21 protein-coding genes and 1 pseudogene are annotated in these 24,250 nt (G+C 59.8%); 16 read left to right on the top strand and 6 right to left on the bottom strand.

Annotation, left to right across the window (positions count from 1 at the left end; genetic code table 11):
- The first annotated feature begins 41 nt into the window (after window positions 1–41).
- The 5 genes from CKW16_RS17120 (at window position 42) to CKW16_RS17100 (ending at window position 3,944) form a co-directional block, all read left to right on the top strand.
- A complete protein-coding gene (locus tag CKW16_RS17120; RefSeq protein ID WP_095129416.1) occupies window positions 42–428 on the top strand; it encodes a CidA/LrgA family protein in 387 nt (128 codons plus the stop codon).
- A complete protein-coding gene (locus CKW16_RS17115) occupies window positions 418–1,104 on the top strand; it encodes an LrgB family protein (RefSeq protein WP_095129415.1) in 687 nt (228 codons plus the stop codon). The genes CKW16_RS17120 and CKW16_RS17115 overlap by 11 nt, the downstream gene beginning before the upstream one ends.
- Before the next feature lie 131 nt (window positions 1,105–1,235).
- The gene (locus tag CKW16_RS17110) at window positions 1,236–2,018 is read left to right on the top strand and encodes a class II aldolase/adducin family protein (RefSeq protein ID WP_095129414.1); all 783 of its coding nucleotides are present in this window, start codon (window positions 1,236–1,238) and stop codon (window positions 2,016–2,018) included.
- Window positions 2,018–2,920 (top strand): alpha/beta fold hydrolase, encoded by a 903-nt coding sequence (locus tag CKW16_RS17105; RefSeq protein ID WP_095129413.1) that lies wholly within the window; start codon window positions 2,018–2,020, stop codon window positions 2,918–2,920. The genes CKW16_RS17110 and CKW16_RS17105 overlap by 1 nt, the downstream gene beginning before the upstream one ends.
- A 112-nt stretch (window positions 2,921–3,032) precedes the next feature.
- Window positions 3,033–3,944, top strand: a complete 912-nt coding sequence (locus CKW16_RS17100) for an SDR family oxidoreductase (RefSeq protein ID WP_046052916.1) — start codon at window positions 3,033–3,035, stop codon at window positions 3,942–3,944.
- 76 nt (window positions 3,945–4,020) lie between these two features.
- Here CKW16_RS17100 and CKW16_RS17095 read toward each other — a convergent pair whose 3' ends face one another.
- Window positions 4,021–4,788, bottom strand: coding sequence for an N-acetylmuramoyl-L-alanine amidase (locus CKW16_RS17095; protein WP_095129412.1), 768 nt, complete (start codon window positions 4,786–4,788; stop codon window positions 4,021–4,023).
- A 667-nt stretch (window positions 4,789–5,455) separates the two neighbouring features.
- Here CKW16_RS17095 and CKW16_RS17090 point away from each other — a divergent pair.
- From CKW16_RS17090 to CKW16_RS17080, 3 genes are all read left to right on the top strand, one after another.
- Complete coding sequence (locus tag CKW16_RS17090) at window positions 5,456–7,249, top strand: DUF1302 domain-containing protein (protein WP_095129411.1); 1,794 nt, start codon at window positions 5,456–5,458, stop codon at window positions 7,247–7,249.
- 23 nt (window positions 7,250–7,272) lie between these two features.
- Complete coding sequence (locus tag CKW16_RS17085) at window positions 7,273–8,640, top strand: DUF1329 domain-containing protein (RefSeq protein WP_095129410.1); 1,368 nt, start codon at window positions 7,273–7,275, stop codon at window positions 8,638–8,640.
- Between the two features lie 140 nt (window positions 8,641–8,780).
- Complete coding sequence (locus CKW16_RS17080; RefSeq protein WP_095129409.1) at window positions 8,781–11,336, top strand: LuxR C-terminal-related transcriptional regulator; 2,556 nt, start codon at window positions 8,781–8,783, stop codon at window positions 11,334–11,336.
- A 10-nt stretch (window positions 11,337–11,346) separates the two neighbouring features.
- Here CKW16_RS17080 and CKW16_RS17075 read toward each other — a convergent pair whose 3' ends face one another.
- Entirely contained in the window at window positions 11,347–12,147 is an 801-nt protein-coding gene (locus CKW16_RS17075) for an IclR family transcriptional regulator (RefSeq protein ID WP_095129408.1), read from the bottom strand.
- Between the two features lie 164 nt (window positions 12,148–12,311).
- Here CKW16_RS17075 and hmgA point away from each other — a divergent pair, with 164 nt between their 5' ends.
- The 3 genes from hmgA to maiA are packed head-to-tail and all read left to right on the top strand — an operon-like array spanning window position 12,312 to window position 15,572.
- Window positions 12,312–13,616, top strand: coding sequence for a homogentisate 1,2-dioxygenase (gene hmgA / locus CKW16_RS17070; protein WP_095129407.1), 1,305 nt, complete (start codon window positions 12,312–12,314; stop codon window positions 13,614–13,616).
- A gap of 3 nt (window positions 13,617–13,619) precedes the next feature.
- Window positions 13,620–14,924, top strand: coding sequence for a fumarylacetoacetase (gene fahA, locus CKW16_RS17065; protein ID WP_095129406.1), 1,305 nt, complete (start codon window positions 13,620–13,622; stop codon window positions 14,922–14,924).
- Window positions 14,925–14,936: 12 nt separating this feature from the next.
- Entirely contained in the window at window positions 14,937–15,572 is a 636-nt protein-coding gene (maiA, locus tag CKW16_RS17060) for a maleylacetoacetate isomerase (protein WP_095129405.1), read from the top strand.
- Window positions 15,573–15,692: 120 nt separating this feature from the next.
- Here maiA and CKW16_RS17055 read toward each other — a convergent pair whose 3' ends face one another.
- Window positions 15,693–16,496 carry a SirB1 family protein gene (locus CKW16_RS17055; protein WP_095129404.1) on the bottom strand — a complete coding sequence of 268 codons (804 nt, stop codon included), beginning with the start codon at window positions 16,494–16,496 and terminating at the stop codon, window positions 15,693–15,695.
- 183 nt (window positions 16,497–16,679) lie between these two features.
- Here CKW16_RS17055 and CKW16_RS17050 point away from each other — a divergent pair, with 183 nt between their 5' ends.
- The 4 genes from CKW16_RS17050 (at window position 16,680) to CKW16_RS17035 (ending at window position 21,014) form a co-directional block, all read left to right on the top strand.
- A complete protein-coding gene (locus CKW16_RS17050) occupies window positions 16,680–17,699 on the top strand; it encodes a Glu/Leu/Phe/Val dehydrogenase dimerization domain-containing protein (protein ID WP_095129403.1) in 1,020 nt (339 codons plus the stop codon).
- 115 nt (window positions 17,700–17,814) lie between these two features.
- Complete coding sequence (gene pdhA, locus CKW16_RS17045; protein ID WP_095129402.1) at window positions 17,815–18,909, top strand: pyruvate dehydrogenase (acetyl-transferring) E1 component subunit alpha; 1,095 nt, start codon at window positions 17,815–17,817, stop codon at window positions 18,907–18,909.
- A complete protein-coding gene (locus tag CKW16_RS17040) occupies window positions 18,902–19,888 on the top strand; it encodes an alpha-ketoacid dehydrogenase subunit beta (protein WP_095129401.1) in 987 nt (328 codons plus the stop codon). Before pdhA ends, CKW16_RS17040 begins: the two co-directional genes overlap by 8 nt.
- 16 nt (window positions 19,889–19,904) lie before the next feature.
- Window positions 19,905–21,014, top strand: a complete 1,110-nt coding sequence (locus CKW16_RS17035) for a dihydrolipoamide acetyltransferase family protein (protein ID WP_095129400.1) — start codon at window positions 19,905–19,907, stop codon at window positions 21,012–21,014.
- 162 nt (window positions 21,015–21,176) lie between these two features.
- Here CKW16_RS17035 and CKW16_RS17030 read toward each other — a convergent pair.
- Window positions 21,177–21,431: pseudogene (locus CKW16_RS17030) on the bottom strand (YebG family protein); the annotation flags it as partial.
- A gap of 278 nt (window positions 21,432–21,709) precedes the next feature.
- Between CKW16_RS17030 and CKW16_RS17025 the strand changes: the two are divergent.
- A complete protein-coding gene (locus CKW16_RS17025; RefSeq protein WP_095129399.1) occupies window positions 21,710–22,210 on the top strand; it encodes a phosphate-starvation-inducible protein PsiE in 501 nt (166 codons plus the stop codon).
- On the opposite strand, the gene CKW16_RS17020 is transcribed toward CKW16_RS17025, so the two are convergent.
- Window positions 22,207–22,524, bottom strand: coding sequence for a DUF3509 domain-containing protein (locus CKW16_RS17020; protein ID WP_008150633.1), 318 nt, complete (start codon window positions 22,522–22,524; stop codon window positions 22,207–22,209). The genes CKW16_RS17025 and CKW16_RS17020 overlap by 4 nt on opposite strands.
- Window positions 22,525–22,908: 384 nt before the next feature.
- Complete coding sequence (locus CKW16_RS17015) at window positions 22,909–24,210, bottom strand: serine/threonine transporter (protein WP_095129398.1); 1,302 nt, start codon at window positions 24,208–24,210, stop codon at window positions 22,909–22,911.
- Window positions 24,211–24,250: the final 40 nt, after the last annotated feature.

Below are 24,250 nucleotides of genomic sequence, written 5' to 3'. Positions count from 1 at the left end.
CAGCCCGCTCCTTAAAATGAGCACCTGCGAGGACCGAAGACATGAACGCATCAACCTTAAAAAGCCTGGCTCGACTGGCGACCGAATTGGCCGTGCTGCTGGCCATCTATCTGCTCGGCTGCCAGATGGCCGTGTGGTTTTCCTGGCCGATTCCCGGTGGTGTCATCGGCATGGTGCTGTTGCTGCTGGCGTTCGCTTTGGGAGTGGTCAAACCGGCAGCGCTACAAATGGGCGCCGGCCTGTTGATGGCCGAGATGCTGTTGTTCTTCATTCCGGCGCTGATGAGCCTGCTCGATTACGGCGGTCTGCTGCGAAGCGACGGTTGGCGAATTTTGCTGGTGATCGGCGTCAGCACGCTGATGGTGATGCTGGTGACTGCATTTACCGTGGAACTGGTGGTGCGGTTGAGGAGGTCTCGTGAAGCTTGAGCTGATGCCGATGTTCTGGCTGGCCTTCACGCTGCTGGCCTATTTATTCAGCCGCTGGATTTACCGTCGCACTGGGCGCTATGTACTGTCGCCACTGATTCTGGTCCCGGCCCTGTTGTTGGCACTCGCCGTGCCGCTGCACACCGCGTACGCGGAATATTCGAGCAACACCCACTGGCTGATGCTGGTGCTGGGGCCGGTTACCGTCGCTTTTGCAGTGCCGATCTGGCAGCAGCGGCAGATGCTGATGCGGCATTGGTCGGCGTTGTTGCTTGGGATGCTGGCGGGCAGCGCGGCGTCCATTGGCAGTTCGTTCGGGTTGGCCAAAGCGCTGGCGCTGGACAGTTCGGTGACGATGTCGCTGGTGCCACGTTCGATCACCACGCCTTTTGCCATGCCGCTGGCCCAGGACCTGGGCGGCGTACCGGAACTGACGGCGGTGTTTGTGATGTTCACCGGGGTGTTCGGGGCGATGCTCGGCGGCATTCTGCTCAAGTGGTTGCCCCTGCGCAGCGCCTTGGCTCGAGGGGCCTTGTTTGGCGTCGGCGCGCACGGTGCCGGGGTCAGTCGGGCGCATAAAGTGGGGGGTGAAGAGGGCTCGGTGGCGGGGTTAGTCATGGTTCTGACGGGGCTGCTGAATCTGTTCGCCGCACCCTTGTTGGCGGCAGTACTTTGACATGGATCCACGTTCGTTGGCGTACTGACTCGCTAGGCCATCAAGCTGGCTGCCAATGCAACTACACGATCCCCGGAGGCTGACTAGACTGGTTCACGTGAGCAAAATAATAAGAACAGGAGTTCCTTGTCGTGAGCGTAACCCCCGTCCAATCGCCACACAGTGTCAAAGACCAGGTCAGTGTCGCCGAGTGGCAGACCCGCGTCGATCTTGCCGCCTGCTATCGTCTGGTCGCCCTGCATGGCTGGGATGACCTGATTTTTACCCACATCTCGGCCAAGGTCCCCGGTACCGAAGACTTTCTGATCAACCCGTTCGGGCTGATGTTCCACGAGATTACCGCGTCCAGCCTGGTCAAGGTCGATCAGGCCGGCAACAAGCTGATGGACAGCCCTTACGAGATCAATCCGGCGGGTTACACCATCCACAGCGCGGTGCACGAGGTTCGTCACGATGTCGTCTGCGTGCTGCACACCCATACGGCGGCGGGTGTCGCGGTGTCGGCGCAGAAACAAGGCATTTTGCCGATCAGCCAACAATCATTGTTTGTCTTGTCCAGCCTGGCTTATCACGCCTACGAAGGTGTTGCGCTTAACCATGAAGAGAAAGCGCGACTGCAAGCCGACCTCGGCGAAAACAATTTCCTGATGCTGCACAACCACGGTCTGCTGACCTGCGGCGCGACCATCGCCGACACGTTCCTGATGATGTTTACCTTCCAGCGCGCCTGCGATATCCAGGTGCTGGCGCAGAACGGTGGCGCCGAGTTGATCGCCATCGAGCCGCAGATTCTGGCAGGCGCGAAGGCAATGATCGCCGGCGTCACCAAAAGTGCTCAAGGGATGGGCGGCGCACTGGCCTGGCCAGCGCTGCTGCGCAAACTCGATAAACAAGATGCGGGTTATAAACTTTAATGGCACTCGCCGAGATCCCCTTGTGTGTCTGGCGCAAACGCGGCCAGACGTTCGTATTCCGTGGCCAGACCATCCGTTACTGGACTGCGGGGCAGGGTGAGCCACTGTTGCTCATTCATGGCTTCCCGACCGCCAGTTGGGACTGGCATTTCCTGTGGCAGCCGCTGACCCAGCGCTATCGGGTGATTGCCTGCGACATGCTCGGCTTTGGTGACTCAGCCAAACCGGTGGACCACGAATACAGCCTGCTGGAGCAGGCCGATCTGCAACAGGCTTTGCTGGCGCACGTGAAGGTCGAGCAGCCGGTGCACCTGTTGGCCCACGATTATGGTGACAGCGTGGCCCAGGAACTGTTGGCCCGGCATTACGAAGCACGCATCCATATCGCCAGTTGTGTGTTCCTTAATGGCGGCCTCTTTCCCGAAACCCATCGCCCGATCCTGATGCAAAAACTCCTGCTCAGCCCCTTGGGCTGGATGATCGGGCGAGCCTTTTCCCGTGACCGTCTGGTGAAGAGTTTCCGGCAGATCTTCGGTCCGCAAAGTCGCCCCACCGAGAGCGAGATGGATGATTTCTGGAGCTTGATCGAGAGCAATCAAGGGCCACGGATCATTCACAAATTGATCGCCTACATCCCTGAGCGGCGTGCCCAGCGCGAGCGTTGGGTCAGCGCGATGCAGCGTGGTGAAGTACCGTTGCGGGTGATCGATGGTGAGGTCGATCCGATCTCGGGCGCGCACATGGTCGAGCGCTATCGGGAACTGATCCCGAACCCGGACACGGTCTTGTTGCCCGGAATTGGCCACTACCCGCAAACCGAGGCGCCGGGGCAGGTACTCAAGCACTATCTGGAGTTTCGCGATCAGCTGGTTTCACCGCCGCGCAAGGCCGCCTGTTCCTGATTATCCCCCTGCCTTATCGCGCACCATTCAGCCTCACCCCAGTTCATTGTGACCCGCATCGCCGTGCCTGACACTCGGACTCATTGTCCCCTGGCCTGCTGGAGTCCCCCCAATGAATGAGTCTGTGCGTTTCGAAGATAAAGTCGTGATCATCACGGGTGCAGGCGGCGGCCTGGGCCGGGCCCACGCGCTGCTGTTCGCCAAACAGGGCGCCAAAGTGCTGGTCAACGATCTCGGCGGCTCGGCTCAGGGCGAAGGTGCAAACGCTTCGGCAGCCGATCGGGTAGTGGCCGAAATCCGCGAGGCCGGTGGCATCGCCGAGGCCAACCATGACTCCGTCACCGACGGCGACAAAATCGTTCAGAACGCCTTGGACACCTTCGGTCGTGTCGATGTAGTGGTCAACAACGCCGGGATCCTGCGGGACAAAACCTTCCACAAAATGGAAGACGGCGACTGGGACCTGGTTTACCGCGTCCACGTCGAAGGCGCCTACAAAGTCACCCGCGCCGCCTGGCCGCACCTGCGCGAGCAAAACTACGGCCGCGTCATCTTCACCGCTTCGACCTCGGGCATTTACGGCAACTTCGGTCAGTCCAACTACGGCATGGCCAAACTCGGCCTCTACGGCCTGACCCGCACCCTGGCCATCGAAGGCCGCAAGAACAACATCCTGGTCAACGCCATCGCCCCCACCGGCGGCACCCGCATGACCGAAGGCCTGATCCCGCCGCAAGTCTTTGAACAACTCAAACCGGAACTGGTCAGCCCGCTGGTGGTGTACCTCGCCAGTGAGAACTGCCAGGAAACCTCCGGGCTGTTTGAAGTCGGTGGCGGCTGGATGGGCAAGGTGCGCTGGGAACGAAGTCTCGGCGCGGGATTTGATCCTCGGGTTGGTTTCTCCCCCGAAGATGTGGCGGCGCATTGGCAGCAGATCTGCGATTTCGAAGGAGCGGCGCATCCGCAGGACAACCTTGAAGCGCTGAAGGAAATGATGGCGAATTTGCAGAAGTATTCGATTTAATGAAGCCAGCAAGGTCATCGTTCTTGACCTTGCTGGTTCTTAATATTCGGTACCGAAATCTGGTTTGCAGCGGCGATCAAGGAAAATACTTGTGAACCAATGCCGCCAGATTCGCTGCTGTTTGCGCATCCATGATGCCGTCGTAAGTTTCCGGGCGAAAGTGCAACTGAAAAGCCCGAACAAGGTGTGTGAAGCCTTGTTCAGTTGACGCGCCGGAAACGTCATACCCGTAAGTCTTGAACAGTTTGAGCAATTCGCTTCGGGCTGGAATGCCGGTCTCGCAGTATTGCTGCAGATAGGTGTCTCGGGTGGCATCGTCGAACCAGGCACCGACGCCTTTCAAGTAAAGGGCATGCCAGGGGAATTTCGGCCCTGGGTCACTCTTGCGGCCGACCGCAATATCCGAGTGTCCCAGAACAAGGGTCGGGCTGATATCCGGGTAGCGTTCAAGGATGTTCAGCGCCAGCTCTTCAATGGCGGCAATTTGTTCTGGCTGATACGGCGGAAAGTTGAAAACCCCTTGGCTAAACGTTGCAAGGTTGACGATTTCAACGCCGATAGACGTGTCGTTCAGATTGCTTCGATTGCCCCAGTGACTCACTCCCGCGTGCCACGCGCGCTTGGTTTCGTCGACGAGATTGAAAACTTCCTGCCCGGTATAACCTGCTTTCAAGTAGCTCGGATCGGTAATGTCGGGAACCAGATAGTGGGCGCTGACATTCGGGCCGGTGAGTGCATTGACCGAACTGGAGAAGTTACCGGCTGTGTAGTGAAAGATCAGCAGACGTACGCGGGTGTTTAAACTTTTAGTGGCGCGGTACTTGTTGTGGTCAATAGGTTTCATGAAAAGATTGCTCGCAATTAATTAGGTAAGAGTCAGCGTGCAAAAGAACGGCTGACTTGTTTTTAACCTTAATCGCGAGGGCGCTTCGCGTGATTACAGAACTATGTAGTCGCTTTCCGATAGGTGTGTAGGTAAAAAAATTAGATTGGATTAAGTAGTTGGTACCAACTTTTACTTCATTCAACTCTTCACCATCGTCACAAAACCACCGCCCATAAAAAAGGCCGCTGCAAACGCAGCGGCCAAAGTAAGACGATTGATCAAGGAGCAATAAATCAACGTCAGTGAACACGGGGCGATGAGTCGAAAATCTTCAATTCATCCGAAATCTGTCGCTAATGGCGTGGACTAGACACCGCCATTGCTTCCTGCTTTCCGGCCGTTTGCCGTGAAAGCCCGGCAAGAATAAGGCCCTGAGCCAAAAGGAAAAATAGCGATTCATGACATGAACTGTTGCAGCATGAGTAACAGTCGCCCCAAGCCCCGCCCACACGCCATGCGCTGCGTTGATAACCCCCCATCCAGCCCATCCATGACCTGCGCAAAACGCCGTCCCATGCGGGTATTCATCCTTTGGAGGTACATCGCGAATACCTCCTTGGTGCGCTTATCGCTCCCAACGTGCGGCAGTAGGGTGGGGCCTTCTGTCACTCACCGGGGAAGACGCATGACAAAAACAACAATGCGCGCCATCTTCACGCCGCAAGCGCTCGCCGCTGCGGTTGCCTTGGGTTGCTGCGCCCAGGCGCAGGCTGTTTCATTCAACATCGGGGAAATCGAGGGGACTTTTGACTCTTCGCTGTCCGTCGGCGCGAGCTGGGGCATGCGCGATGCCGACAAATCTCTGGTGGGCATCGTCAATGGTGGGACCGGCCAGTCTTCGACCGGGGATGACGGGCGGCTGAACTTCAAGAAGGGCGAAACCTTCTCCAAGATCTTCAAGGGTATTCATGACCTTGAATTGAAGTACGGTGACACCGGTGTGTTCGTGCGTGGCAAGTACTGGTACGACTTCGAACTCAAGGACGAGGACCGTGAGTTCAAACCGATCAGTGACAGTGGTCGTAAAGAAGGTGCCAAGTCCTCCGGGGCGCAGTTGCTCGACGCCTTCGTCTATCACAACTATTCCATCGCCGAGTTGCCGGGCACTGTGCGCGCCGGCAAGCAGGTGGTGAGTTGGGGTGAAAGTACCTTCATCGGCAACTCGATCAACAGCATCAACCCGATCGACGTTTCAGCGTTCCGCCGTCCTGGCGCCGAAATCAAGGAAGGTCTGATTCCGGTGAACATGCTGTTCGCCTCCCAAAGCCTGACCGACCAACTCTCGGTGGAAGGTTTCTATCAACTGGAGTGGGACCAGACCGTCGTCGACAACTGCGGCACCTTCTTCGGCAACGACGTGGTGGCTGACGGCTGCAACAAGAATTACACGGTTGCCAGCCCGGCGATTGCACCGTTGCAACCGATCGCTGCAGCGTTTGGCCAAGGCTTCGAAGTCAGTAAGGAAGGTGTGATCGTCCAGCGCAGTGGTGACCGCGATGCCCGCGACTCCGGGCAGTGGGGGACAGCGCTGCGCTGGCTCGGCGATGACACCGAGTACGGTCTGTACTTCATGAACTATCACAGCCGTAGCCCGACGGTCGGCACCACCACTGCCGGCCTGACAACGCTGGCACGGATCCCGGCCATCGTCGGTGCCGCCAACAGAATCGCGCCCGGTACCGGGTCGGCACTGGCTCAGAGTGTGATGCTCGGACGCGGTCAGTATTACCTTGAATACCCGGAAGACATTCGTCTTTACGGCGCGAGCTTTTCCACCACCTTGCCTACCGGCACGGCGTGGACCGGCGAGATCAGCTATCGCCCCAACGCTCCGGTGCAAGTCAACACCAACGACCTGACCCTGGCCTTGCTCAACCCGATCGCAGGCGGCGCCGCATCGCCTATCGCGACCACGCCAGGTGCCGACAACAAAGGCTACCGCCGCAAGGAAGTGACGCAGGTCCAGAGCACCCTGACCCACTTCTTCGACCAAGTGCTGGGCGCCCAACGGCTGACCCTGGTTGGCGAAGCGGCGGTGGTGCACGTCGGTGGCCTGGAGTCGCGATCCGAATTGCGCTACGGCCGTGACTCTGTCTATGGCCAGTACGGTTTTCGCGGCGATACCGACGGCTTCGTCACCTCGACCTCCTGGGGCTACCGCGCCCGGGCGATTCTCGATTACGCCAACGTGATCGGCGGGATCAACCTCAAGCCCAACCTGTCCTGGTCCCACGACGTTGCCGGCTACGGCCCCAACGGGCTGTTCAACGAAGGCGCCAAGGCGGTCAGCGTCGGCGTCGATGCCGACTACCGCAACACCTATACCGCGAGCCTCAGTTACACCGATTTCTTCGGCGGTGACTACAACACCCTGGAAGACCGCGACTTCCTGGCGCTGAGCTTTGGCGTGAACTTCTGATCTGGCTGAGAAGGATGATTTTAATGCGCAAGATGATTCTGCAATGCGGCGCCCTGGCCTTGAGTCTGCTGGCTGCCAACGTGATGGCGGCGGTCTCGCCTGAAGAAGCCAACAAGCTTGGCACCAGCCTCACGCCGCTGGGCGCCGAGAAGGCCGGCAACGCCGATGGCTCGATCCCGGCCTGGACTGGCGGCATCCCGAAAAACGCTGGCGCAGTGGACAGTAAAGGTTTCCTGGCTGACCCGTTCGCCAGCGAGAAGCCACTGTTTACCATCACGGCCGCGACGGTCGACAAGTACAAAGACAAGTTGTCGGAAGGTCAGGTGGCGATGTTCAAACGCTACCCGGAAACCTACAAGATCCCGGTCTACCCGACCCATCGCACCGTGGCCCTGCCGCCGGAAATCTACGAGTCGGCCAAGCGCAGCGCGCTGAATGTGAACAGCATCAACGACGGTAACGGTCTGGCCAACTTCACCGGCAACCGCTACTACGCCTTCCCGATTCCGAAGGCCGGCGTCGAGGTGCTGTGGAACCACATCACCCGCTATCACGGCGGCAACCTGCGACGCATCATCACTCAGGTGACCCCGCAAACGAACGGCAGCTACACGCCGATCCGCTTCGAGGAAGAGATCGCCGTACCACAATTGATGAAGGAACTGGACCCGGAAAAAGCCGCCAACGTGCTGACTTTCTTCAAGCAATCGGTAACGGCACCTGCGCGTCTGGCGGGTAACGTGCTGCTGGTGCACGAAACCCTCGATCAGGTGAAAGAGCCGCGTCTGGCTTGGATCTACAACGCCGGCCAACGCCGTGTGCGTCGCGCACCGCAAGTGGCTTATGACGGGCCGGGTACTGCCGCTGACGGTCTGCGCACGTCCGACAACTTCGACATGTTCTCCGGCGCACCGGATCGCTACGACTGGAAACTGGTCGGCAAGAAGGAAATGTACATCCCTTACAACAGCTACAAACTCGACTCGCCGAGCCTCAAGTACGATGACATTGTGAAAGCCGGGCACATCAATCAGGACCTGACCCGTTATGAGTTGCACCGGGTCTGGGAAGTGATCGGTACGGTCAAACCGAGCGAGCGGCACATCTACGCCAAACGCCACATGTACCTCGACGAAGACAGCTGGCAAGTGGCGCTGGCAGACCATTACGACGGTCGCGGTCAGCTGTGGCGAGTGGCCGAGGGTCACGCTCAGTACTACTACGATCACCAGACTCCGGCCTACACCCTCGAAGCGCTCTACGACATCATTGCCGGCCGATACATTGCCCTGGGAATGAAGAACGAAGAGAAGCACAGTTTCGAATTTGGCTTCGAAGCCAAGGCCGCCGACTACACCCCATCGGCCCTGCGCGCCGAGGGCGTTCGGTAAGGGTTTTGATACATTGGCAGTACAAAAGGCGACCGGGTGGTCGCCTTTTTTATGGCTGCCAATCAGCGTGCTGAATACTTCTCAACAAGCGGGTTAGAGAGGGCTAGGGTTGCCGGACAATTATAAAAAGGCACGCCGCAATGACCGCCATGATCCCGTGTCTGGACCGTTCTGGATTCCTGCCCCGTCTGTCCTCTCATCACCAGTCACGGGCTCGCTTGACCGAGCCGTTACTGGGCTCCACGGCCCGGGTGAAATTACTCTGCGCGCCGGCCGGCAGTGGCAAGACAGCGCTGCTCGCCGAATGCCTGTTGCAGGCCCCGCCGCAGTGCCGCGCGCTCTGGTTGCCATTGTCTGGCACGGTGTTGAGCGCGATGGATTTTCGTCATCGTCTGGCAGAGACGCTGGGGCTGGCTACGTCAGGTGAATCCGAGTTGCTGGGGTATCTGTCACTATTGCAGACGCCAACCTGGCTGTTTCTCGATGACTATTGCCGCGTCCCGAACCCCGAATTAGACCTGCTGCTGGATCGCATGCTGGCGGTCAGCAGCCCGATGCTGACCTGGTGGCTGGGCACCCGCCGTCGGCCGCAATGCAACTGGCCACGCTTGCTGCTTGATGATGAATTGTATGAGTGCGAGCACTCCACGCTGGCTTTCAATCAAAGTGAGATCGCCCGGCTGTTGCGACATTTGGCACCGGCCGAGGCCAATACTGTCGCCGGCAAGATCATCCAGCGCAGTGGTGGCTGGTGCGCTGGCGTACGGATTGCGCTGCTGCAAAAATGCGACTGGTCACACAACAACACGCTACAAGGCCGAACGAACACCTTGCTCGATTACCTGGAGCACGAGCTGTTCACCACGCTGACCCCGGAGCTGACGGAAGCCTGGCGCGTACTCGCCCATTTACCGCGATTCAATGCAAGGCTGTGCGATCACCTGTTTGGCGCGGGTGAGGGTGCGCAATGTTTGAGGACGCTGCAGGAGTTGGGCTGTTTTATCGAACCGTGGAAGGAATCCGCAGACTGGCTGCAGATTTTCCCACCGCTCACTCAGTTGATGCGCGATGAGCAATGGCCGGCGGGACGTTCCTGGCATCGTCGTGCCTGCCAGTGGTTTGCCGCCGAACTCGATTGGAAAGCCGCCTTCGAACAAGCGCTGCTGGCTGAAGAGTTCGAGGTCGCGGTCAGCCTGTTGCAGCATTTCAGTTTCGAGCACCTGTTCGAGGAACAGACGGTCGTGCTGTTGTTGCGTTTGCATGAGCAACAGGGCGAGGAGCTGATGCTCGGGTCGTCGCAACTGGTCGGGTTGATCACCGCAGCCTTGCTGTTTGCCGGACGATTCGAGCAGGCGGCCGATTGCATCGAACATCTGTCTCGATTCACCCCTCAGCCGTCGGCGTTCCTTCAGCGGCAATTGATTGCACGCTGGCAGGCCCAGCAAGGCTGGCTACTGCATTTGCAGGGGCGCATGGAGGGTTCACGCGCGCACTTTCTCGAGGCGCTGACCGTGCTCGGTCCTGACCTCTGGCCTGTGCGCTTGATGTGCCTGTCGGGTTTGACGCAACAGGCCTTGCTGCGGGGTGAGCTCGATGTGGCGCAGGCGATCAACCGCGATGCGTTGTGCCTGGCGCGAGCACAAGGCTCGCTGGTGTTCGAAGGGCTGCTGGAACTCGATCACGCGCAATTACTGGAGCAACGCGGGGCACCTCAACGTGCCGATAGTTTGCTCGCCAATATCCATGGCATGCTCACTCAACAGCAGCAGATCGCCGAGCCCCTGCTCGGGCGAATTGCCTTGCACCGTGGGCGTTTGAGTTTGTGTCAGGGCCGGGATGCGCAGGCCGCCGAGTATTTCGAAGCCGGGCTGCAGATCTGTCTGCGCAGCCACGACAAACGGGTGCTTTATGGTTTCCTCGGCTTGGCTCAGGTGGCGGCCAATCAGCGCGACTATGCTCAAGCGTTTGTCCATCTGCGCGACGCCGAACGCTTGATGCAGCAGCGACAGATTCCCGACACCGTTTACCGCGGTGTCCTGTTGCAAATCAGCAGTCAAATCTGGCTACAGCAGGGCCGCCCCGAACTGGTCCATGAAGCGCTCAGCCGGGTATTGCGCCACTACCGTGGGCCGCTGGCGCGGCAGGCACCGCCGGCGACATTGATGTTGATCGCGCGAATTGAATACTTGCTGGTGTTGGCGCAGGTTTATCTGCACCGGGCCAAAGACCCGATGAGCCAACTCACACTCGTGCTCGAACAGTCGCAACGGTCGGCCATGCAGGCACTGGAGGTCGAAATGCTGTTCGCTGGGGCTGAAGTTGCATGGCTGAACGGCGATTCGGTTGGCGCCAAGGCGTCTTTACTCGGGGGCTTGAAGCTGGTCGATCGCTGTGGCGTTCGGCAGGCTCTTCGTGAACTGCAACTGCGTCAGCCGGATTTGATGCCGGCTCTGGGCGTTGCCGAACCTTGTCATGAAAGCATTGAGCATGCGGGTGATAACAACCCGCTCAGTCAGCGCGAAGTTGAAGTGCTCAAGTTGATTGCGCTGGGTAATTCCAATCAACAAATAGCCGAACAGCTGTTCATTTCGCTACACACCGTCAAAACGCATGCCCGGCGCATTCACGGGAAGTTAGGCGTTGAACGCAGGACCCAGGCTGTCGCGAAGGCCAAGGGGATGGGGCTGCTGGGATAAATCAGCGCATTTATGTTTTGTCGCTCGGGATCGTCGATTGATACCCCATCCGCCAACTAACGGCCCGCGTCGCCGCCAGCAATCGCTGCGCCGCCGGGCCGTTTTCATCGGCGTGAAACAATGAAGTCGGGCCGACAATGGTCATCACCGCCGCAACATTCCCGACAGCATTGAACACCGGCGCCGACAACGCATCGACCCCCGGCATCAGCAAACCATGCACATGATGCAGACCGCGTTCGCGGATCTGTTCGCACAACGCCTTATAGGCCTGATCATCCGCCAGCGCATGGGTTGAACCGCTCTGCAATTCTTGCTCACGCAAGTCCACGGTTTCACGCTTCGGCAGATAGGCGCCGAACACCAGCCCTGTTGAAGAACTGAGCAACGGCAACACCGAACCCAACTGAGTCACCACCGTCACCGCGCGCACCGCCGGCTCGATGTGAACCACCGTCGCGCCCTGGTTGCCCCACACCGCTATAAAGCAGGTTTCATTCAGATCGTCACGCAATTCGGCCAGGGGCAGGGCGCCGACTTTCAGCACGTCCATATTGTTGAGTGCGGCGAGTCCGACGCGCAAGGCTTCGCGCCCCAGACCGTAATGGTTGGTGGCCGCATTCTGTTCAGCAAAACCGCTGGCAATCAGCGCCTGCAAATAGCGGTGAACCTTGCTCGCCGGCATCTGCACGTGTTCGGCCAGGCGCGACAATGAAGTCGATGGCGATAACTCGGCCAGGGCCTTGAGGATGTCGGTGCCGACCTCGGCCGAGCGGACTTTCTGTTTATCGTTGCTGCGCGGCGTTTCCATGGAGGCGGTCTGATCCCGGGACGAATGGGCGTCTTTATAGCTTGACGGTCAATACCAATCAAATTACGTTAAGCGTAATCGAATTACGATAAAAATAACCCAGGCGTGCCGAGACCTCTTCAACGGAGCAACGGGCCATGCCTACTCCCTGTTCAGGAGGCTCCATGAACCTCGATTCAACGGCGCCCGAGCTGGCTTATCAGTCCGGCTTCGGCAACGAATTCAGCAGCGAAGCGTTGCCCGGCGCACTGCCCGTCGGCCAGAACTCCCCGCAAAAAGCGCCTTACGGTCTCTACACCGAATTGTTCTCCGGCACGGCGTTCACCATGGCTCGCAGTGAAGCGCGGCGCACCTGGATGTACCGCATTCAGCCGTCGGCCAATCACCCGGCGTTCGTCAAACTGGATCGGCAACTGACCGGCGGCCCATTGGGTGAAGTGACCCCCAATCGGCTGCGCTGGAATCCGCTGGACATCCCGAGCGAGCCAACCGATTTCATCGACGGGCTGGTGAGCATGGCCGCCAACTCGGGCGCGGAAAAACCGGCCGGGATCAGCATCTACAGCTACCGGGCCAACCGCTCCATGGAGCGCGTGTTTTTCAACGCTGACGGCGAACTGTTGCTGGTGCCCGAGTTGGGACGCTTGCGCATTGCGACCGAATTGGGCGTGCTTGAACTGGAACCGCTGGAAATCGCCGTACTGCCACGCGGTCTGAAATTCCGCGTCGAACTGCTCGACCCGCAAGCTCGCGGTTACATTGCCGAGAACCATGGCGCGCCGCTGCGTCTGCCGGACCTCGGACCGATCGGCAGCAACGGCCTGGCCAACGCACGGGACTTCCTGACCCCGGTTGCGCATTACGAAAACCTCAAGCAACCGACCACCCTGATACAGAAATTCCTCGGCCAGTTGTGGGGCTGCGAGCTCGATCATTCGCCGCTGAACGTGGTCGCCTGGCACGGCAATAACGTGCCGTACAAATATGACCTGCGCCGCTTCAACACCATCGGCACGGTCAGTTTCGATCACCCGGATCCGTCGATCTTCACCGTCCTGACGTCGCCGACCAGCGTCCACGGTCTGGCCAATCTGGACTTCGTGATCTTCCCGCCACGCTGGATGGTCGCCGAGAAAACCTTCCGTCCACCGTGGTTCCATCGCAATCTGATGAACGAATTCATGGGCCTGATCAAGGGCGAGTACGACGCCAAGGCCGAAGGCTTCGTGCCCGGCGGTGCGTCCTTGCACAGTTGCATGAGCGCCCACGGGCCGGATGGCGAAACCTGCACCAAGGCGATCAACGCCGAACTTGCGCCAGCGAAAATCGACAACACCATGGCCTTCATGTTCGAGACCAGCCAGGTGCTGCGCCCGAGCCGTTTCGCCCTGGATTGCCCGCAACTGCAAATCAACTACGATGCCTGCTGGGCCACGCTGCCCGCCACTTTCGACCCGACCCGGAGATAACCCATGACTCAGACTTCCATCACTCGTAGCTGGGTTGCCTCCGCCAACGGCCATGCTGATTTCCCTCTGCAGAACCTGCCGCTGGGCGTGTTCAGCGTGAAGGGTTCGGCACCGCGCAGTGGCGTGGCCATTGGCGAACATATCTTTGATCTGGAAGCTGCACTCGATGCCGGCCTGTTCGATGGCGTCGCAAAAACTGCAGTCGAAGCCACCCGTGGCGGTCAGTTGAACGCGTTCTTCGAGCTGGGTCGTGACGCTCGCGTTGCCCTGCGCGAACGCCTGCTGGAACTGTTCAAAGAAGGCAGCACGCTGCACGGCAAGATTGAAGCCCAAGGCGCAAAACTGCTGCCACTGGCGGCGAATTGCGAGATGCACCTGCCAGCGAAAATCAACGATTACACCGACTTCTACGTCGGCATCGAGCACGCGCAGAACGTCGGCAAACTGTTCCGTCCGGACAACCCGTTGCTGCCGAACTATAAGTACGTGCCGATTGGTTATCACGGCCGCGCTTCGACCATTCGCCCGTCGGGCACCGATGTTCGCCGTCCGAAAGGCCAGACGTTGCCAGCCGGCCAGACCGAGCCAACTTTTGGTCCGTGCGCACGTCTGGACTATGAGCTGGAACTGGGCATCTGGATCGGTCAGGGCAACGAGATGGGCGACTCGATCGCCATCGGTGACGCCGCCGATCACATCGCCGGTTTCTGCCTGCTCAACGACTGGTCAGCGCGCGACATTCAGGCTTGGGAATACCAGCCGCTGGGGCCGTTCCTGTCGAAAAGCTTTATCACCAGCATCTCGCCGTGGGTCGTGACGGCCGAAGCGCTGGAACCGTTCCGTCGTGCTCAGCCGGCACGTCCGGAAGGCGATCCGCAGCCGCTGCCGTACCTGTTCGACAAGCGTGATCAAGCCGCCGGTGGTTTCGACATCGAACTGGAAGTGCTGCTGCTCACCGAAGGCCTGCGCGAGCAAAAACTGCCGGCCCATCGCCTGACCCTCAGCAACACCAAACATATGTACTGGACCGTGGCGCAAATGGTCGCGCACCACAGCGTCAACGGCTGCCAGTTGCAGGCCGGTGACCTGTTCGGTTCGGGCACCTTGTCGGGCCCGGAAAACGGTCAGTTCGGTAGCCTGCTGGAAATTACCGAGGGCGGTAAAAAGCCGATCGAACTCGCGTCTGGCGAGGTGCGTAAGTTCCTTGAGGACGGCGACGAAATCATCCTGCGCGCCCGTTGCAACCGCGAGGGTTTTGCCTCCATCGGTTTCGGCGAATGCCGAGGCAAAGTGCTGCCGGCACGCTAAGAGGATCGGGTCATGGAGCTCTATACCTATTACCGTTCGACTTCGTCCTTTCGGGTGCGTATCGCGTTGGCGCTCAAGGGGCTGGATTACCAGGCGCTGCCGATCAATCTGATCGCACCGCCAGGTGGCGAACATCGACAGCCGCCGTATCTGAGCATCAATGCGCAAGGCCGAGTACCGGCCTTGCGCACTGACGAAGGTGAGCTGTTGATCCAGTCGCCGGCGATCATCGAATACCTGGAGGAACGTTATCCACAGGTGCCGCTGCTCTCCAAAGACTTCGCTGCCCGCGCCCATGAGCGTGGTGTGGCGGCGGTGATTGGTTGCGACGTGCATCCGCTGCACAACGTCAGCGTGCTCAACAAACTGCGTCAGTTGGGCCACGATGAACCGCAGGTGGTGGAATGGATCGGGCACTGGATCAGCCAAGGGTTGGCGACGGTGGAGCAGTTGATCGGCGATGAGGGTTATTGCTTTGGTCCGACGCCTGGGCTGGCGGATGTTTACCTGATCCCGCAGTTGTACGCGGCCGAGCGCTTCGGCATTTCACTTGAGGCGTATCCGCGGATTCGTCGAGTGGCGGCGTTGGCGGCGACGCATCCGGCATTCATCAAGGCGCATCCGGCGAATCAGCCAGACACACCGTAAAGCCTCACACCGAACCAATGTGGGAGCGGGCTTGCTCGCGAAGAGGGTGGGTCAGTCAACATCAATGCAGCTGACACATCGCTTTCGCGAGCAAGCCCGCTCCCACAAGGGGATGTGTGGTTAGTGGACGATTGAATTGGGCGGCAGGTGCCCTAATCGCTCAGTCAGGCGAATCCGCTGGATCGGATCGTCACTGAGCAGCAGGGCATGCTCCAGGTCGAAGCGCTCGGCGTTCGGGCAATCCAGTCGTTGATAGAGGCTGGCCCGGGCCAGGTAGTCGGAGGCACTGGCGTTGCCCAGTTCCAGCACACGTTCGGCGTCGATCAGGGCGCCGATGTAGTCATCGTTGGAAAGGTGTAACTGACGCAGGTTGCGCGACAGCCGCTGCAGCATTTGCACCGGCTCGGCGGTGAGCAAATGCTCGGCGCCAAGCTTCAGGTTCGGGCCGTACTGGCGTTGCAGCAATTCCCGACAGTCGTTGGGGTACAAACGACGCCCGCCGCATGGGTCGAGCAAGTGATCGGCGCCCGGTACCCGTAGCAGGAAATGCCCGGGGAAGTTGACACCAACCATGGGGATTTCCAGACCTTTGGCCAGTTCCAGGGCAATCAATCCCAGACTTAGTGGCTGCCCACGTTTGCGTTCCAGCACTTTATTGACCAGCGCGACTTGCGGACGCAATGGCGTGGAATCGTCCTGAGCGAATCCCAGGTCATTCATACGCCGTAACAACGGTTGGGCCAACTCGCTGACCGGCAACATCGGCAAGCCATAACTGACCCGTTGTTGCAGGTCCTTGAAATCGTTCAGCACCGCCTCGGGATTGACCTCACTGTCGTGTTCGGCGGCAATCCACAGCGCCGCCTCGAACAGCGCGGGCGGTGAACGTTGCAGACAGTCGAAAAAACGTTGGCGGGGGGTCATCAGAATCTCCGGGTAATGCCTCGTTTTAGCCCCGTCTCCGGCATTCGTCCAGTGCCGAACATAGGTGGTTTCAGGTTATGTCCGAAAGTCTGCATGGCGGCGGCGCTTATTCCCGTGCGCTTCTGCAATTTTCGGGCGCAAGCCTATACTGGCGACTACAAGTAGCAATTCGGGAGCCCTACGATGTTCGCTCTCATGCAAAGCACTCGCCTTGAATCCCTGCATCTGAGCGTTGACTCGGTCACCGGGTTGAAGGCGGTCATTGCCATTCATAACAGCCGTCTGGGGCCTGCCCTGGGCGGGTGTCGTTACCTTGCCTATCCGAGCGACGAGTCCGCTGTCGAGGATGCGGTGCGCCTTGCCCAAGGCATGAGTTACAAGGCGGCGTTGGCCGGCCTGGCCCAGGGCGGCGGCGTTGCGGTGATTGTTCGCCCGGTTCATGTGGAAAACCGCGCCGCGCTATTCGAAGCCTTCGGGCGTTGCATCAATCAGCTCGACGGCCGCTACATCACCGCCATCGACAGTGGCACCTCGGTGGCGGACATGGATTGCATCGCCCAACAGACCCAGCACGTCACCAGCACCACCGCCGCGGGCGACCCTGCACCGCACGCGGCGATGGGCGTGTTCACCGGCATTCGTGCCACCGCCATGGCCCGACTGGGCAGCGATAACCTCGAAGGCCTGCGAGTGGCGATTCAAGGGCTCGGCAACGTTGGCTATGCCCTCGCCGAACAACTGCACGCCGCCGGTGCCGAACTGCTGGTCAGCGACATCGATCACGGCAAAGTGCAATTGGCCATGGAGCAACTCGGCGCTCACCCGATCGCCAACGAAGCGCTGCTCAGCACCCCATGCGACATTCTCGCGCCCTGCGGCCTCGGTGGCGTGCTCAACAGCCACAGCGTGACGCAATTGCGCTGCGCGGCGGTGGCCGGCTCGGCGAACAACCAACTGACCCATCTGGAAGTCGCTGATCAATTGGAGCGGCGAGGCATTCTGTATGCGCCGGATTACGTGATCAATTCCGGCGGGCTGATCTACGTTTCGCTCAAACATCGCGGCGAAGAGCTGTCGACCATCACCGCACACCTGTCGAAAATCAGCTCTCGGCTGACCGAAGTCTTCGCCCATGCCCAAGCGGAAAAACGCTCGCCGGCCCGAGTGGCTGACGAGTTGGCGGAGAAAGTGCTGTATCGATGAGCTTGAACCGATGAAGGAGTGAGGGCCTATCCGGCAGACTCGCTCCCAAGGCCTGGCGCCACAAGCGTCAGGCTTGACTGACGCACGCTGACGCGGCGTGCCAGGAGCCCCTGTGATGCCTCACAAGGTTGAGCTGCCTTACACCCGTTTTTTATCCCCCGAAGGTCAATTGCTCGGCGAACTTCCCTCTTGGGCCGACGATTTCAATCTGTTGACGCGCCTCTATCGGCAGATGGTCCTGACCCGCCTTTTCGATCAGAAAGCCGTCGCCCTGCAACGCACCGGGCGCATCGGCACTTATGCGCCGACGTTGGGCCAGGAAGCTATCGGCGTCGCCGTCGGCAGCGTGATGCACACCGAAGACGTGCTGATTCCGTATTACCGTGACACCGCCGTGCAGTTGATGCGAGGGGTGCGCATGGAGGAAATCCTCCTGTACTGGGGCGGCGACGAGCGCGGCAGCGACTTTGCCGAACCGGCGGCGGTTCAGGACTTTCCGATCTGTGTGCCGATTGCCACCCAGGCCTTGCATGCTTGCGGCGTTGCCAGTGCATTCAAAATTCGCGGCGAACATCGGGTCGCCGTCACCACCTGCGGCGACGGCGCCACCAGCAAAGGCGATTTCCTCGAAGCCCTCAACGTCGCCGGTGCCTGGCAGTTGCCGGTGGTGTTCGTGGTCAATAACAACCAATGGGCGATCTCGGTGCCACGACGGATTCAGTGCGGCGCCCCGACGCTGGCACAGAAGGCGATCGGTGCCGGGTTCCATGGAGAGCAGGTCGACGGCAATGACATGCTCGCGGTTTACGACCGAGTACAAGCAGCCCTTGAACGGGCGCGTCACGGTAAAGGCCCGGTGTTGCTGGAATGCCTGAGCTATCGCCTCGGCGACCACACCACCGCCGACGATGCCACACGCTACCGGCCGGCGGACGAGGTCAAGCAGGCCTGGCTCGAAGAACCGATCAAACGCCTGCAACGTTTCATGGTCGGCCAGGGCGTGTGGGACGAAGGCCGCGAACAGACGCTGATCAGCGAATGCCAGGGCTTGGTGCAGCGTGCTGTGGATAACTTCGAAGCGGCGGGTATTCAGGCGCCCGAATCGATCATGGATCACGTCTACGCCCGATGGCCGGAGTCCCTCGCCGGGCAGCGTGAAGAGTTGCTCGAACGGGCGGCGCGCCGCGCGGGAGATTCGAGCCATGAGTAACGGCAAAGTCACGTTGCTGGACGCAGTGAATCTCGCGCTGCATCGGGCGATGAGCGAAGACGAGAACGTCATCGTCCTCGGTGAAGATGTCGGAGTGAACGGCGGCGTGTTTCGCGCCACTCAAGGGTTGCGTGACAGCTTCGGCTTCAAGCGAGTAATTGACTCGCCGCTGGCTGAAACCATGCTCGGTGGACTGGTGGTCGGCATGGCCGCGCAGGGCCTGAAACCGGTGGTGGAAATCCAGTTCATGGGTTTCATCTACGCCGCCATGGAACACCTGGTGTCCCACGCCAGCCGCATGCGCAATCGCACGCGCGGGCGGATCACCTGCCCGATGGTGATGCGCACGCCGATGGGCGCAGGGATTCGCGCGCCGGAACATCACAGCGAAAGCACTGAAGCATTGTTCGCGCACATTCCAGGTCTGCGGGTGGTAATTCCGTCATCGCCGGCCCGGGCTTATGGTTTGTTGCTGGCGGCCATCGATGACCCGGACCCGGTAGTGTTTCTCGAGCCGACCCGGCTCTATCGCATGAACCCGCAAACGCTGGTGGATGACGGTAAACGCCTGCCGCTGGACAGCTGTTTCACCCTGCGCGAAGGCAGCGACATCACTTTGATCAGCTGGGGCGCCAGCGTGATGGAAACCCTGCAAGCCGCCACCGCATTGGCCGAGCGGGGCGTCTCGGCGGAGGTGATCGATGTCGCAAGTATCAAGCCGCTGGACCTCGACACGCTGGAAGCATCGGTGCGCAAGACCGGTCGTTGCGTGATCGTTCATGAAGCGCCGCGCTCCTGCGGCGTCGGTGCGGAAATCGCCGCGAGTCTCTACGAGCGGGTGTTGCTGGACTTGCAGGCACCGATCCAGCGAGTTACCGCGCCGGACATTCCACCGCCGCTGTATCGACTGGAATCGCTCTACATGCCGAACGTCGAGGACATTCTTCAGGCCTGCGACAACGTTCTGCACTTCGCCTGAACCCAAGGAGGCTGCGATGAAATATTTCAAACTGCCAGATCTGGGCGAGGGTTTGCAGGAGGCGGAAATCGTCCGCTGGCACGTCGCGGTCGGCGATACCGTCAAGGCCGATCAACTGCTGGTGTCGGTAGAAACCGCCAAGGCGCTGGTGGATATCCCCGCCCCCTACGACGGCGTGGTGGCAAAACTCCACGGCGGCGAGGGCGACATTATTCACGTCGGTGAACCCTTGCTCGGTTACGAAGGCGAAGCCGATGCGGGCACCGTAGTGGGGCGACTCGAAGGTGGCGGCAGCAGTCAGGAGGACTCGTTTTTCATCGGGGCAGCCCCCTCGACCCGAGAACACCTGGCGACTCGCGCCACACCGGCCGTGCGGCAACTGGCTCGGCAGCTCGGCGTGGACTTGAGCGGGTTGACGGGCTCTGGCCACGAGGGGCTGATCACCCGCACGGATGTGGAAAACGCGGCTCAAACTGAACTGGATCGCTTCGGCGGCGAACGGTTGCGCGGTGTTCGGCGCAGCATTGCGCTGAACATGGCCCGGTCCCACGCCGAAGTCGTGCCCGTGACGATTTTCGGTGACGCCGACCTGCATCGCTGGGGGCAGGCCCGCGAACCGCTGATTCGTCTCGCCAAAGCGATGGCGGCCGCGTGCGCCGTGGAACCGGTGCTCAACAGCGCCTTCGACGGCAAAAACCTGTCGCTCAAACAACACGAACGGCTTGATCTGGGCATCGCCGTGGACACCCCGGACGGCTTGTTCGTGCCAGTGCTGCGCGATGTCGGTCATCGCACCCCGGCTGAGTTGAAGGAAGGTGTCATGCGATTAAGGGCCGACGTGCAGGCGCGATCGATTCCGCCCAAGGAAATGATGGGGGCGACCCTGACGTTGTCGAATTTCGGTACCTTGTTTGGTCGTTACGCCAACCCGGTGGTGGTGCCGCCGCAAGTGGCGATCCTCGCCGCTGGCGCGATCCGCGACGAACCGGTGGCGGTCGATGGCGCGGTGGTGGTGCATCCGGTCCTGCCGCTGTCCCTGACCTTCGACCATCGCGTGGTGACGGGCGGCGAGGCGGCGCGTTTCTTCAAGGCGCTGGTCGAGGCGCTGGAGCAACCCGAAGCTTAGGTTTTTCGCAGGCATGAAAAAGGCCCTGAGTCATTTGACTCAGGGCCTATTCAATTCGGGCGTTGCTTACTTGGCAGCCTTGGGGGCTTTGGCCGGCTTGGTCGGCTCAGCGACTTCAACAGGTGCAGGTGCCTCAACGGGTGCAGCCTTTTCAACGACTTCAGCCGGCGCATTGAGCAATTCGGACAACGCGTCCGGCTGGCTCTTGAACGCCTTGGCGAACACATCGCGGTTCTTCGCCATGTAGATCCCGGCTTCTTCCACTTGCTGCTCGGTCAGGGACGGAACGGCTTTTTGCAACACTTCAGCCAGCAACTCGGCCAGTTCGAGCATTTTGTCATGACGGTCAGCTTCGGCTTTATCCATGAACAAGCGCTCCAGATCTCGGCTGCTGCGGTATACCACTTCGACGGCCATTCACCACCTCACATGCCTTCACATTAAGTTGTCTTATTCGACCACTGTATTTATATACAGCGAAAAGGATAAGCGAATCCCTGCGCTTTGGGTAGTGGCTTTTTAATGTAGACCGAAATCAGGGTTTGTGAGGTGCAGGTGCGACCAAACGCCACGGAGCGTGTTTTAGAGCACCTCGCCATCATGTGGCAGGCGCCTCTGGCCTTTTTTCTGCATGCAGAACAACCGTCACGTCAAACCCGCATCATCCGCTCGAACCGAGCTAAGGAAGAATCATCGTGAAAATCAACTGGGCCGAGAACCTGCGGCAGAACGTGCACCAACTGGCCGAGTCCCTGGGCAACCTGTTCGTCGAGTCCTTCCACTACCTGGCACTGTTCGCCATCGGTGCCGTCACCGCGTGGGCGGCGGTGATGGAATTTCTGGGGATGATCGAAGAAGGGCACATCAAGATCGATGACATCTTGCTGCTGTTCATCTACCTGGAACTGGGGGCGATGGTCGGGATTTATTTCAAGACCAATCACATGCCGGTGCGTTTCCTGATCTACGTGGCGATCACTGCGCTGACGCGGCTGCTGATCTCCAACGTCTCGCACCACAACCCGCCGGATATTGGCATCATCTACCTGTGCGGCGGGATTCTGCTGCTGGCGTTTGCGATTCTGGTGGTGCGTTACGCTTCGTCGCAATTCCCTTCGGTGAAGATCGAACACCCGCAACGCAAGATCGGTGCGGGTTCCGGTGAGCATCCCGAAGTCGAGAAGGGCGAGATTTAAAGCCTCATGGCCGGCCGGCTGTGGCCCTTGACGCGTGGCGGCGGCAGGTTGTGATTGTCGCCGTCGGTCATGGCTTCTAGGATGGCCACGGCGCTGTGGCCCTGTTCGATAGCAATCCCGAACTGAATGCTTTGCACCAGGCGTTTGAGGCGCTGGGGGTCATTGCGTTGTTCGGCGCTGATCATCCGTTTGGCGACCACGTGACCGCTGTTGGACAGGGTCAGCATGATGCTGCCATCCAGACCCTGAATGCTCAGGTTGATCTGATAATCCGCTGCAAAAGCATCGGTAATGAGCTGAAAAGGGTTGTCCATGATGCGTTACCGCCTGATTGAACGTGCAGTTGTTGACCCGCCGTGATCGGGATTAGTTCGCAACACCAGACCACCGGCACGTCGCTCGCTGAGGTTTTCAAACGTCCTTTTGCCTCAGATAGGACTTAGCAAGGGCCATGCCGGGAAAACTGTCGAACAATGATCTCGGCAAAACAGAGGCGGGCGCCGTGGCTAATGCTAAGTATTCAAGCCCCAACGCAATCCGTGTAGCAGCTGGCGAAGCCTGCGTTCGGCTGCGCAGCAGTCGTGAAATCAGGCGATGCAGTGCCTCAGTAAAACCGAGTTTTCAGGTTGGCGACTGCTGCGCAGCCGAACGCAGGCTTCGCCAGCTGCTACAGCCCGCCTTCTTTTTGCCTGCCCGTTTCAGGGCATGAATGAGTAGATGATCGCAGACAGTGCAATCAAACCGATCAACACCACGAACACGTTCGAGGCCTGACCCGAGTACTGGCGCAAGGCCGGCACGCGGCGGATGGCGTACATCGGCATCAGGAACAGCAGGCACGCGATGATTGGCCCGCCGAGGGTTTCGATCATGCCGAGGATGCTCGGGTTGAACGTCGCCACGGCCCAGCAGCTGAGGATCATGAACAGCGCGGTCACACGGTTCAGCCAGCTCGCCGACATCACCCGGCCACGGCCGCGCAGGCTTTTCACGATCAGCCCCTGAAAGCCTTCGCTGGCGCCGATGTAATGGCCGAGGAAGGACTTGGTGATCGCCACCAGCGCAATCAGCGGCGCAGCGTATGCGATGACCGGGGTCTGGAAGTGGTTGGCCAGGTACGACAGGATCGAGATGTTCTGCGCCTTCGCCGCCGCCAAATCAGCCGGGGACAGCGCCAGCACGCAGCTGAAGCAGAAGAACATCACCGTCACCACCATCATCGCGTGGGCGATGGCGAGGATGCCGCTGCTTTTGCGTTCGGCCTGCTCGCCGTAACGCTGTTTCTGATCGACGGAGAAGGCGGAGATGATCGGCGAATGGTTGAACGAGAACACCATCACCGGGATTGCCAGCCACAAGGTCTTGAAGAACAGGGGCATCGGCATGCCTTCACTGTCGGTGGCAAAGAACGCTCCATTCCAGTTCGGGATCAGGCTCAAACCGAGCAGCAGCAAGGCTGCAACAAACGGATAAACCAGCACGCTCATGCATTTGACGATGACACCCTGACCGCAACGGACGATGGCCATCAGACCGAGGATCAGCGCCAGCGACAGAATCGCCCGCGGTGGCGGGGCGATGTGCAACTGATGCTCCATGAAGCTGCTCAAGGTGTTGGTCAGCGCCACGCTGTACACCAGCAGAATCGGGAAGATCGCGAAGAAATACAGCAGCGTGATCAGCTTGCCGGCACCGATGCCGAAGTGTTCTTCCACCACTTCGGTGATGTCCCCGGAGCGCCCGGACAGCACGAAGCGGGTCAGGCCTCGGTGGGCGAAGAAGGTCATCGGAAACGCCAGTACTGCCAGGATCAGCAGCGGCCAGAAACCGCCCACGCCGGCGTTGATCGGCAGGAATAGCGTGCCGGCGCCGATGGCCGTGCCATAAAGGCCAAGCATCCAGGTGGTGTCGTGTTTACTCCAGCCTTTGTGGGTTATTTCGCTATTGCGTGTCAGGTCTACAGCAGGATTATCGGCAGCAGGTGTACGTACATCGGTCATCGTTTGGCCTCGTTATTGTTATTGCTCGGGCTCACGTGCG

The sequence above is a fragment of the Pseudomonas sp. Irchel s3h14 genome (assembly GCF_900187425.1).
Taxonomy (GTDB): Bacteria; Pseudomonadota; Gammaproteobacteria; order Pseudomonadales; family Pseudomonadaceae; genus Aquipseudomonas.
The sequence above is the reverse complement of the archived record's forward strand: the minus strand, read 5'-3'. Positions and strand labels throughout refer to the sequence as shown.